Here is an 11,874-nt window from a genome sequence, read left to right on the forward strand (position 1 = left end):
CAGGTGATGCAAATGAGCTACAATCTTCCCATGGTCTTTTCAGTCACCTCCGGCAAAGGAGGCGTAGGCAAAACAAATATTTCTGTTAATTTGGCCTGCCATCTCAGCCGCATGGGCAAGAAAGTTTTATTATTGGATGCCGACTTAGGACTGGCCAATGTAGATGTACTTCTCGGGATAGCTCCTAAGTACAACCTGTTCCATCTTTTCCATGAAGGAACCAATATTCGAGAAGTTTTATACAAAACCGAATTCGGCTTTGATATACTTCCTGCCTCCTCAGGGGTCAGCGATATGGTTTCTCTCTCTACAGGTCAAAAACTGGATCTGCTGGAAGCAATGGACCATCTTGAAGAAGAAATTGACTATCTTATAGTTGACACAGGCGCCGGTATCAATGAGAACGTATTATACTTTAACCTCGCAGTTCAGGAACGACTTCTGGTTCTGACACCTGAACCGACATCTCTCACTGATGCATATGCACTGATAAAAGTAATGAAACTTAACCATGGGGTAGACAAATTTAAAATTTTGGTGAACATGGCTCCTGACATGGCAACGGCTAAAGATGTTTTCAAAAAACTTTATATGGCTTGTGATCATTTCTTAAGCGGTGTGTCTCTGGAACTTACCGGGGTAATCCCCCGAGACCCTAAAATGCGTGACGCGGTTATCAACCAGACTCCTCTGTGTAAGCTGCACCCTTCCAGCCCCGCCTGTATTAAAATAGGGGAAGCAGCTAAAAAAATAACAACATGGAAATCAAATTCTGAGCTAGATGGAAATATTAAGTTCTTCTGGAAAAAACTTCTCTTCCAAGAGCAGTCCGTGGCTTAAGCTAGAGTCCGGGGCTACTAGCTGGGAAGATTTTTCATCACCTGATCGTGAGGCGATAGTACGGCATTATTCTCCGAAAATACGTATCATCGCACTCAGAATGAAAGCCAAGCTGCCCAAAAACGTGGAACTTGGTGAACTTATCAGTGCCGGAAGTATGGGACTCGTAGAATCACTTGGTAAATTTCGTCCTGAACTTAAAATTAAATTTGAAACTTATGCTGAAAGCCGTATAAAAGGTGCCATGCTAGATGACCTCAGACGGCTGGACTGGTTCTCCCGCGGGCTAAGGCAGAAAGTTAAAACTATCGAAAACAGCATTAGAGATATTGAACACGAAACAGGTTTAACTCCTACAAGTGAACAAATTGAAGAAGCTACTGGGTTTTCTGCAAAAGAGGTTCAGCAAGGGCTAGAAGCTCTGCAAACTCAGTTTTGCATAAGCCTCGATGCTTTCAGCGACAATATTCCCAGCAATCATGATAATCAGTTTGATAATGAACCTTACAATTCCGCTGTTTTTGAAGAAACAGTGGACAAGGTTGCAAATCTAATTGATAATTTGACGCCAAGGGAAAAATTGGTATTATCATTATATTACGGAGAAGAGCTGAATATGAAAGAAACTTCCGACGTAATGGAAATTACTGAAGGCAGAGTTTCTCAACTTCATTCACAAGCTCTTGCAAAATTAAGAAACATGTTCCAGGAAAAATATAGTACGGAACCTTAAGGAGAAACAAATGGCCATTGATTACTCTATGAAAGTTCTTGTTGTTGATGACTTCGCAACCATGCGCCGCATTATCAAAAACATCCTTCGTCAAATCGGTTTTACTAATATAGTAGAAGCTGATGACGGAACAACTGCATGGGAACTTCTGAATAAAGATGACAGCATTCAGTTCATCGTTTCAGACTGGAATATGCCCCAAATGACCGGGATTGAATTCTTGCGTAAAGTCAGAGCCAGCGAAGAATTTGCTGATCTGCCCTTCTTGATGGTTACAGCTGAAGCACAGCAGGAAAACATCATTGAAGCAGTTCAGGCAAAGGTTTCCAACTATATCGTAAAACCTTTTACTCCTGACACTCTCGGCCAAAAAATTAATAAAATTTTTGAAAAACTATAAAATTAATCAGCGGGTATATTATTATACCCGCTAATAATTATTTTTATAAAATCTAATCGGAAAACTTATTTCTAAGCGCCAAGACTTTAGCAAAGGGTTGCACGCATGATCTTCCTCGCTCTAGATGACATTGATGATTCCGAGGAGGAAATACAAGCACCGGAACCAACAAGCAAGGCAACACAGAAAGTTGATCTGGACCTTGATGATGCTCCTTTTCTGGAAGATGAAGACGAAGAGGATCTGTCCCCTGAAGAGGAGCCGAAAGAACTTGAGGCTCTGGAAGAAGCTAAGCCTAAAGCTAAAAGCTCAGGTTCCAAGAAATTTATTTATATTGGAATCGGCGTTGTTATTCTGCTTCTATCTCTAATTCTTGTAAAACTGTTCTTATTCACTGACAGACCGCCTGCTGAGCCTCCTGCTCCGGTAGAAGAAAAGGCTGTTGAAATCCCGAAACAAGTTGAAGCTCCTCCGCCTCCACCAAAAGAACCAGGCGTAACATTACTTAGAATGGACCCTTTCTGGGTAGAACAGAAAGACGAAAAGGGGCATATCCGTTTCCTCGTAGCAAGATTTGCGATGACAACCACCGATGAACGAATTGTCGCTGAGTATAGCCGCAAAACTTTGATTTTACGTGACGCGATATATTACTATCTAAAAAATAAAGATTTACAATTTTTATCCGATAAGAATAATGCGGAGAAATTAAAAAAAGACCTGCTCATGGTTATAAACCAATATATTGTTGCAGGCCAGTTTGAAACTATTCTATTTGAAAAATATCTCGTGAGGTAGTTATATGCCCGGTTCTCTGGACATGCCTCTGATCATATCGCAACTTGCGAACGTTCAGAAAATATCCAATTCCGAACTGACTAAATCGGAATTGCAACAAACACTGATGATCAATCCGGCAGAGCAGGACAAAAACAAAGAATCACAAAAACAAATTCAGAAAATTGAAAAAGATGAAAAATCAAAGGGCATACAAGACAAATCTGCCGGAAATACCAGACAGGAAGCTAAATCACGCAAAAGAAAGAATAACGAATCTGAACCGGAATCAGAAGAAGAGTCACCTAAATCTTCTCCATGGTCTGGCAACATCATAAATGTTAAAGTCTGATTAATACTACTAACACCTGCGGACTATTAAAAAAGCTGATTAATAATGACTATTTTTCTACTCATATTTTTCTCAATTACCGAGATCATTCTGCTTGTTGCGATTATCATTTTCTTTATGAGACTTAAGAAGTCAGAATCATTGTTAAATCAACTTCAGTCCAAACAGGAAGAGTTTATAAACAAGCTACACTTCAATGCTCAGCTTGAAAGTGAGATCATTTCTACATTCGAACAGAGACAACTTGAACTGGCCCAGCTTGACCAGCTATTAGATAACAAAACTAAAAAACTGAAAAAAATTCTTTCTCAAGCTGAAGAATTTTCTCGTTCTCCGCAATTCTTACGCCAGATAATAATTACAGGACATAAAGAAGGTAAGCCCGTCAGCCGGCTAGCTAAAGCAACAGGGTTATCTACTGAAGAAGTTGAACTGATTATTGATCAGTATAACTAGCACAATCTATGAAAATTTCCAGATACGGCAGCGGACATTACGGGAATGAGAATTCAAGAACACCATCCCGAGCTGCGGCCTTTCGAAATAAATACAGTGTTGGAGAAATACTGAAAGGTAAACTGCTGAAATGGGAACATCATAAGCTTGGCTGGGTTCAAATCAACTCTCAGTCGTTACTGGCAAACATTTCATCTTCTCCAGACCCCGGAGACGTTCTTACCTTTGTAGTTCAACAGCTCTACCCTGACATAATTCTGAAAGAAATTAATTCTGCTGATTCTCATGGCGGAGAACAAACCGTTACCCCTTCTGATTTAACAAGACTGTTTGTGACCAAAAGAGCTGCCTTTGAAGCTCAGTCACGAAATGTTATTAAAAAGAGTTACGACAGCGTTGCTGAGGCAAAGCTGGGCAAGCCGGAATTGTATTTGAATGTAATCGGCAAGGACGAGCAAAGCTCAATTCTTTTTTTTGAAACACTTAAATGTGTATCACTGCTAAATTCATCGCTGAAAACAGCAACTCTTCATTACATGCCGTGGCTGATGCCTTCAGCTTTGAATCAGGAAATCGTTCTTAAAATTAAAAAAGATGAAAAAAATTCTGACAATTCTTTTTATGAACTGTTCTACGCTTTTGATCTTTTACCTTCTGCACCTATGCGATTTAAAATTATGTATAAAAAACCTCAGTGCGGTTTTAAACTACTTGCAGAATCGCAAAATATAAGTTTGCTCTTGTCTGCAAAATTAAAAGAATCCTTTCCTGAATATCTGGGAATTGAAAAAATTCCTGCTAATTTTTCTGGAGGCTTCCTGTCTGAGTTACTGAGTTCTTCCAGATAATTCAGGTTTACGATTCTTTTTCTACACGGAAAACAGCTACTTCCTCTTCTAAAGTCTCAACAGATAATGACAGCTGCTCGGTAATATTTACAAATTCTTGAAGCGCATCTTTTGTCTGAATAGATGTTTCACTGAGCTGAAGCATTGCTTTACTGATTTGCTCAGCACCTTCACTTTGATTCTGCATTCCTTCATTAACAGATTCAAACTGCGGCGTCAGAGAACGAACCTGATCGACAACTCCGGTGATACCTTGACCAAGCACTTCTACGTTACTCACGCCTGTTTCAACCTGCTGACGGAACTTATCCATTTCCATAACACCTGAGGAAACAGCAGAAAGCATTTCCGCTACAATTTTTTCAATATCCAAAGTGGACATTGCAGTTTTATCCGCAAGTTTTCTAATTTCGCGTGCTACAACTGAAAATCCCTGACCGAATTCACCTGCTTTTTCAGCTTCAATTGCCGCATTAAGTGAAAGCAAATTAATCTGCTCTGATATTTTAGAAATCGAAGTGACCACAGAACTGATATTTGCGGCTTTAGAATTGATTACGGAAAGTTTAGAAAAAATTCCTCCGGAAGCATCGCGCATCGTCTCCATGCTTTGTCCCATAACATCAAGATCTATCAAACCTTGGTCCGCCAATTCTGCTGTTGAAAGTGCAACTTCAGTTGCTTCATTCATTGTACGGGCGAGCTCTTGGGATGTTGCAGATATTTCGCGAGAAGTACTGCCAAGCTCCTGAGTGGCTGTGGCCTGATTCTCAACAGCAATTTCCAGCTGCCCGATTGCAGAATTAAGTTTAAGAGAAGACCCGGTCACCATGTCACCTGATCTCTGAACCTGACTGACCAGTGAATTGAGAGTGGTAAGCATTGTATGAAATGACTTAACTAAATAGCCGACTTCATCAAGATTTAAATTATTATCATTTATGTCATGAATTTCAATGACCCGCTTTAATAAGATGGGATCAGATCCCTCAATAAAAACTTTTTTCGCTTCCCTGAGATCACCTTTAGAAATATAAAAAGCGACTTTAGAAACATTTTGTATCGGCAGACATATTTTTCGTACAACATAATAAATAAAACAAATGGTAAGTATCAGGATAACTAAACTTATAATCCCTTGCTTTAGAATCAAACTATTTACCGGAGCATGAATTTCACTAAGAGGAACGGTTGAAGCCACATACCAGCCAAGCGGCGAGTAATAACGAACAAAAGCCTGTTTCTCTACTTCTTTTCCATCATTTTGCAAAACTCTATAATTCAGACTCCACTGTCCTTGTTTCCCAACGGCTTTCAAATCATGTATTAAACTTTTACCGGTATCAAGATTGATAGTATCTGCGAAATTTGAACTTGCTCCAGCAGGTGGAACCAGCACGTTTTTGTCATCATCAAAAATAAACAGCCGCCCTGTTTCTGCTAAGCGGATCTGCGAAAATCCTTTCTGCAAATCTTTTATCAGCCCGGCCTTTTGAACTGCAATAGAATTTTCAATATCATCAACATAAGTTCCTGTACCAAGTATCCAATTCCATTTTGAAAAATGCTTTACATATAAAATTTTAGGAACAGGAACATCGGAGCCCAATCTGGCCCACCAAACGTCAATATACCCACCGTTTTCAGTAGTTCCTTTTTCCATCATGTCCGGGCCGAATACATACCCTTTCTTATCCTTTGACCGGGATAAATCCTGTCCTTCCAAGAATCTATCAGGATGAGCCAGTGAAACAACCTTATCAGTATATATAAAAAAATAGTCATTATTAAAATATCTGGTAGTTCTTGCCAACTCATAAGCGGCCTCTTTAGCCTGCTTCTCAGTCAGCACTCCGGACTTGTAAAGAGAATAATAAGCGTCAAGCTGGGCATGAAAAATATTCATTGCGTCCTTAACAGCCTGCTTACGTTCCTGATACGCTTCCTTCCGATAAGCATCAATCGACTGCTTCCCTTCCTGCAGATACAACAAACCCATACGAATTGTATTTCTTGCAGTTTTCCCCTGTGCCTCGAGCATGTCTCTTTCAAGAGTATTATCAATAAAAAATAACATTATCACGGTAGAAAGAATAACTACAATGGCAACCATATATGAAATTCTAGAGCTCATGGAGCGGAACATAAAAACTCCTTAATATTAGCAATGTCTATATAACAATTGAAAAAAGTATTTCAAATCATATCTAATGAATCATAAGTCTTACTCTTATTCATATTTACTCTTGCATCAAATTGAGTCAAGTCCGTTTCCGCCCGTAAGTGCACAGATCATATCAAAAAAAAGCCCACCGATTGGTGGGCTTTAGAAATAATTCTATCAAATTTAAAATCTATGCTGGTACTGAGACTGCTTCCGGAAATGCAGGAGAGTGCTCTTTCTGTGCAACATTGTCGTAAAGAGGTTCAAGTACGCGTTCTTCGAGATAATCTTCAGCATTTGCATAAAGATATCTGAGAAATGAATTATTCAGAGCATGACCGGAAGCGAATATTTCGAATCTACCCTGCAACGGGATTTCCATTACAGCCATATCACCGATAAAATCTAAAATTTTGTGTCTTACAAACTCATCAACAAAACGGAGGCCGTCTTCATTTAAAATGGCGTAATCATCAAGCACAACAGCATTATCAAGAGACCCGCCAAGAGCAAGTCCGTTAGCATGTAAATATTCTACTTCCTTTAAAAACCCGAAAGTTCTGGCTTTGGCCAACTCCTTCGCAAATACATCAGGAGTGATTTCGAGGGATAAGGATTGTCTTCCAATCTGAGGATGATCAAATTCAATTGTGTAATCAATAGCAAAACCATCATGAGGATAAGCTCTGATAAACTTACCGTCCTGCTCGAAATTTAACGACTTGGTAACTGCAAGGACTTTGCGGGGCTTTGATAGCTTTCTAACTTCGGCCTGACGGAGAAGATAAACAAAAGGTCCGGCACTGCCGTCCATGATGGGTAACTCATTACCCCTGACTTCTACATGAATATTATCAATTCCCATTCCACGGACAGTGGCGAGAAGATGTTCAACGGTTGAAACGGAATCTTTTCCATTCCCAAGGGTTGTCGCAAGTCCGGTTGCTACAACCAGATCTGGATTTGGAGTTATGAATGAATTCCCGGATCCAGTATGAAGTGAAAAAAGAATACCAGTATCTTCAGCCGCAGGTCTCAAAACGATTTCCACCTGCTTGCCGCTGTGAAGTCCGATTCCTTTGCAACTTACTGTTTTCTGGATTGTTGTCTGTAGCATATTATCTCCCTTGCCTCTTCTATATGCAAGCGTCGTGCCTAATTTTTGACATTCATAAGTAGCTTATTTACTTGTTTTTTTATTTATAAATCTTACTAATATTCACAAGTAGTTGTTTTTTTACAACAAGATTAAACATACACTGTGGTTTTTTTGCAACCATGCAACAATATTCAACTCTTCTTGGCAAAAATGATACGGTCATGATTTGATATATCAGGCAGCACACTCACCTGCCCTGAAAAAGCATCATACGCGTTAAAGATCTCATATCCGGCGCGTCCTTGAAGGTAACCTATCTCCATATACATATATCCGGGCGATTTTAATGCGGCAGCAATATGTCCGGCACAACCTTTTATAAGCTCATCTCCCTGCTTTCCGCCGACAAGGGCTGAAACAGGTTCAAACTCAGCAACTTCGTGACTGATATCCGCAAGTTCTGCGGTACTTAGATAAGGAGGGTTGGCAAGCACAAGATCAAAAATACCATCTTTAAAAACAGACTCTGTAAAATCTGCCTGAATAAATAAAACGCGATCAGCCACTGAGTGTTTTTCCGCATTCTCACGGGCAATCGCAAGAGCACCTGCGCTTAAATCCATGGCAACCCCTCTTGCCTTAGGAAAAAACTTTGCTATTGTCACAGCAAGAATTCCTGACCCAGTACCAAAATCCGCAAATAAAAAAGGATGTTCGCGATTAAACTTTTTTAAAACATGCTCAACGATTTCTTCTGTTTCAGGCCGGGGTATAAGAACGCCTGCACCGACTTTAAACTCAATCCCGTAAAATTCTTTTTGACCGAGAATGTAAGCAACAGGTTCACCCTGCGCCCTTCTATCAACTAAGTCATTAAAAGGCTGAATCAGTTCCTCCTCAACTGGATTATTCATTTCCATAATCATTTTTAAACGATCAAGCTTAAAAACTTTTTCAGCTAGAAGCTGTGCAGAGAGAGCCGGAGAATCTATTTCAGCTTCCGAAAGTTTGATTGTTGCGGCAGAAACAACTTCTTTAAGAGTATATTTTTTCACGAGTTAAGCTCTCCAAGGCGAAATAAGATCTCAAACATCTACAAAAGAAAGCCCGCTCCCAAATTGGCAGCGGGCTGTAATATCATAAAATTAAGAGTGAAAAGCAACCACCCCTGAACTTATGCTGAAATTAATCGGAAGCCTGATTTTTCAGAGCTTCTGACTGATAATGATTGATAAGTGAATCAATCAGCTCAGACAAATCCCCTTCCATGACGGAATCAAGTTTATAAAGGGTCAGGTTAATCCTGTGATCAGTTACACGGCTTTGCGGAAAGTTGTAAGTACGAATCCGCTCAGAACGGTCACCTGAACCGACCTGTGCGCGGCGTACTTCTGCCAGTTCTGCATGCTGTTTATCCTGTTCACGCTGGAGCAGTCTTGAGCACAATACTTTCATAGCCTTAGCTTTATTCTTGTGCTGAGATTTTTCATCCTGACAAATTACCACAAGCCCGGAAGGAATATGCGTCACACGAATAGCGGAGTCAGTTGTGTTAACACTCTGTCCACCGGGACCTGATGCACGAAAAACATCAACGCGGACATCTTCAGTACGGACGTGAACATCAACTTCTTCGGCTTCAGGCATAATCGCAACAGTAATAGCGGAAGTGTGAATTCGTCCCTGAGACTCAGTAGCAGGAACACGCTGAACACGATGAGTTCCTGATTCATACTTCATTTTGCTGTAAATTTTAGGTCCGCTGATTGAAGCTATCATTTCCTTAAACCCGCCTGTTCCGGTGGGATTGGAGCTTAAAACTTCAACTTTCCAGCTATTTTGCTCAGCATAACGAGTATACATTCTGAAAACATCTGCACAGAAAAGAGCTGCTTCTTCACCACCAGTGCCAGCCCGGATTTCAAGAATGATATTCTTTTCATCCATAGGGTCTTTAGGCAGAAGCAATAATTTAAGCTCGTTTTCAAGTTCCGGTATTCTTTCTTTAATTTCGGAGATTTCCATTTCGGCCATCTCACGAATTTCAGGATCGGGATCCGCAGCCATTTCCTTATTTTCTTCTAGGCTTGCAGAAAGTTGCTTAAACTCTCTAAAAACCCGTACAATCTCTCCCATATCAGAGTGAGCGCGTGTCACTTTTCTGAAACGTTCCTGATTGTTATAAACTTCAGGATCACTAAGTTCCTGCTCCAAATCCATATACGAACGCTCGATATCTTCAAGCTTAGCAAACATTAATTTTCCCCTCCGTCCTCTTCAACGGCCTTTGCCAAAGCAGCCAATGCGACCTCAATCTGATCTTGATCAGGATTTCTTGTAGTCAAAAGCTGCATACCGAGCCCTGGAAGACACATAATCTGACAAAGTTTACTATTTTCATGCTTACTTGATGCTTTAATCATCTCATAAGCTACCGCGCTGACAGGAGCCATAAGCAGCAATTTAATGCCGACTATATATAAATGCTTATAAATAAAAGTCTGAGGTGACCAGATAGCAAGCAGTAACGGAACTAGTATGGTAAACATTAAGATACTTACAACCAAAACAAACAGCAGGAAAGCTGTACCGCAACGGGGATGTAGTCTGCTGAACTCTTTAACCTTGCAGGCTGTAAGTTCACTACCGGATTCGTATGCCCATATAACTTTATGTTCCGCACCATGATACTGAAAAACACGTTTGATATCCGGAACAAAGGATATGGATAAAATATATCCCAGAAACATAAGTATTTTAAACGCACCGTCCCAGACATAAAAGCTAAGTGTATTTACATCACCGGACAGGCCGAACCATCCCATTACAATAGAAAAAAAATGTGGAAGAACGACAAAAAGGCCCAAAGCTGCGCCAAGGGCTATAACCATTGTGAGTATCAGATGAAAACTGGTAAGTTCACCATCTTCCTCATCAAGAGCCTGAGTCGCGGAATAGTTGAGAGCTTTGACACCGTTGACCATAGTCTCAATAAAAATGGGGAAACCGCGTAAAAAAGGTTTCTTCATGAAATTCGGGGTCATAGAAAACCAAGGACGTAATTCCACGGTAATTTCACCGTCAGGACGACGAACCGCGATAGCAAGCTTGTCCTTAGCTCGCATCATAACGCCCTCAATAACAGCCTGACCACCGACGGTTTTAGCTGCGGACATTAAAAGAGCTGATTTCAAAGCGTTTCCTCTCTTTGGGATATAATTCCCGCTTAATTCAAGTAATTTCAGATTCAGATAGGATAATCACGCATAGGTAATCAGACAAGGATGCAGCGCGAGATTTCCCAAAACAAAAGACTGTGCAGGATGGAAAGCGAGAGCCCCGCTTCACCATAATGCAGGACTGTCAATTGGATACAGAAAAACAACATGCCTCTGCCGCCGAAAGGCAACAGAGGCATGCTTGCGCGGTAGAACCGCAAAAAAAGAGCTAATTGCCTTTAACTTTATCGGCAGCGTTGAAATCACCAAATTTCTTCTTGAAGCGGTCAATACGACCAGCTGCATCGATGAAACGCTGTTTACCTGTGTAAAAAGGATGGCAGTTTGAACAAATTTCAGTACTGACCTCTTCACCCAGTGTAGAATAAACCTTGGACTCATATCCGCAATGACAGCGGACAGTTGCCTTATAAAGTTTAGGATGGATATCTTTTTTCATGACTTACTCCTGTCTTTGTTAACCGTGGAAACAAAGCCCAATACCCCCACCGCATACAATTTGCAAGGAATATCTGCTTTGATTGAAATTTTTATGTAGAAACGGCCAACAAGTCAATCACTAATAAAAAAAGGCGGGGCCAGAAGGCCCCGCCTAAATATTCTGCAAAAACTAGATGCTATACGCAACCAGTAGGTTTAGGCAGACCAGCCATCTTACATGCTCCTTTACCAGGACCGGAAGGGAACAATTCATAGATGTGTTTGAGTTTGTAACCAGTAACTTTAGAAAGAATACGAACCATAGGAGCGATTCCGTTTTTCTTGTAGTAGTCCTGCAAGAAATCGAGAACTTTCTGGTGTTCTTCGTTAAGTTCTTTGATGCCTTCGCCTTCTTTACAGTAGTCAACCCACTCAGGAGCCCACTCTTCAAACTTTAAAAGGAAGCCGTCTTCATCAACTTCAAAATTCTTACCTTCAAATTCTACTTGTGCCATCTGTGATACTCCTTAGGAATATTATGCTATT

14 protein-coding genes are annotated in these 11,874 nt (G+C 40.5%); 7 read left to right on the forward strand and 7 right to left on the reverse strand.

Translation table 11 applies throughout. From position 1 onward, the window contains the following. Nucleotides 1-12: 12 nt before the first annotated feature. The 7 genes from B9N78_RS16470 (at nt 13) to B9N78_RS16500 (ending at nt 4,406) form a co-directional block, all read left to right on the forward strand. The gene (locus B9N78_RS16470) at nt 13-840 is read left to right on the forward strand and encodes a MinD/ParA family protein (RefSeq protein WP_085104313.1); all 828 of its coding nucleotides are present in this window, start codon (nt 13-15) and stop codon (nt 838-840) included. Next, nucleotides 782-1,573, forward strand: a complete 792-nt coding sequence (locus B9N78_RS16475; RefSeq protein ID WP_085104315.1) for a FliA/WhiG family RNA polymerase sigma factor — start codon at nt 782-784, stop codon at nt 1,571-1,573. Before B9N78_RS16470 ends, B9N78_RS16475 begins: the two co-directional genes overlap by 59 nt. A 10-nt stretch (nt 1,574-1,583) precedes the next feature. Continuing rightward, complete coding sequence (locus tag B9N78_RS16480) at nt 1,584-1,973, forward strand: chemotaxis response regulator CheY (RefSeq protein ID WP_085104317.1); 390 nt, start codon at nt 1,584-1,586, stop codon at nt 1,971-1,973. A 105-nt stretch (nt 1,974-2,078) separates the two neighbouring features. Further along, a complete protein-coding gene (locus B9N78_RS16485) occupies nt 2,079-2,771 on the forward strand; it encodes a flagellar basal body-associated FliL family protein (protein WP_085104319.1) in 693 nt (230 codons plus the stop codon). Nucleotides 2,772-2,775: 4 nt separating this feature from the next. Beyond that, nucleotides 2,776-3,102 (forward strand): hypothetical protein, encoded by a 327-nt coding sequence (locus B9N78_RS16490; RefSeq protein ID WP_085104321.1) that lies wholly within the window; start codon nt 2,776-2,778, stop codon nt 3,100-3,102. A gap of 45 nt (nt 3,103-3,147) precedes the next feature. After that, complete coding sequence (locus B9N78_RS16495; protein WP_085104323.1) at nt 3,148-3,558, forward strand: hypothetical protein; 411 nt, start codon at nt 3,148-3,150, stop codon at nt 3,556-3,558. An 8-nt stretch (nt 3,559-3,566) separates the two neighbouring features. After that, nucleotides 3,567-4,406 carry a hypothetical protein gene (locus B9N78_RS16500; protein WP_085104325.1) on the forward strand — a complete coding sequence of 280 codons (840 nt, stop codon included), beginning with the start codon at nt 3,567-3,569 and terminating at the stop codon, nt 4,404-4,406. A 7-nt stretch (nt 4,407-4,413) separates the two neighbouring features. Here B9N78_RS16500 and B9N78_RS16505 read toward each other — a convergent pair whose 3' ends face one another. The 7 genes from B9N78_RS16505 to B9N78_RS16535 form a co-directional block, all read right to left on the reverse strand. Beyond that, nucleotides 4,414-6,552, reverse strand: coding sequence for a methyl-accepting chemotaxis protein (locus tag B9N78_RS16505; RefSeq protein WP_085104327.1), 2,139 nt, complete (start codon nt 6,550-6,552; stop codon nt 4,414-4,416). Nucleotides 6,553-6,760: 208 nt separating this feature from the next. Then, the gene (lpxC, locus tag B9N78_RS16510) at nt 6,761-7,687 is read right to left on the reverse strand and encodes a UDP-3-O-acyl-N-acetylglucosamine deacetylase (RefSeq protein ID WP_085104329.1); all 927 of its coding nucleotides are present in this window, start codon (nt 7,685-7,687) and stop codon (nt 6,761-6,763) included. 173 nt (nt 7,688-7,860) lie between these two features. Further along, on the reverse strand, nt 7,861-8,724 hold the full coding sequence (gene prmC / locus B9N78_RS16515; protein ID WP_085104331.1) for a peptide chain release factor N(5)-glutamine methyltransferase: 864 nt from the start codon (nt 8,722-8,724) through the stop codon (nt 7,861-7,863). Between the two features lie 130 nt (nt 8,725-8,854). After that, nucleotides 8,855-9,925, reverse strand: a complete 1,071-nt coding sequence (prfA, locus tag B9N78_RS16520) for a peptide chain release factor 1 (RefSeq protein ID WP_085104333.1) — start codon at nt 9,923-9,925, stop codon at nt 8,855-8,857. Beyond that, nucleotides 9,925-10,845 carry a DUF1385 domain-containing protein gene (locus tag B9N78_RS16525; RefSeq protein WP_085104407.1) on the reverse strand — a complete coding sequence of 307 codons (921 nt, stop codon included), beginning with the start codon at nt 10,843-10,845 and terminating at the stop codon, nt 9,925-9,927. The genes prfA and B9N78_RS16525 overlap by 1 nt, the downstream gene beginning before the upstream one ends. A gap of 271 nt (nt 10,846-11,116) precedes the next feature. After that, nucleotides 11,117-11,347 (reverse strand): 50S ribosomal protein L31, encoded by a 231-nt coding sequence (rpmE, locus tag B9N78_RS16530; RefSeq protein ID WP_085104335.1) that lies wholly within the window; start codon nt 11,345-11,347, stop codon nt 11,117-11,119. Between the two features lie 178 nt (nt 11,348-11,525). Then, on the reverse strand, nt 11,526-11,843 hold the full coding sequence (locus tag B9N78_RS16535; RefSeq protein ID WP_085104337.1) for a TusE/DsrC/DsvC family sulfur relay protein: 318 nt from the start codon (nt 11,841-11,843) through the stop codon (nt 11,526-11,528). Between the last annotated feature and the right edge of the window lie 31 nt (nt 11,844-11,874).

It is taken from the genome of Desulfovibrio gilichinskyi, from assembly GCF_900177375.1.
GTDB lineage: Bacteria > Desulfobacterota > Desulfovibrionia > Desulfovibrionales > Desulfovibrionaceae > Maridesulfovibrio > Maridesulfovibrio gilichinskyi.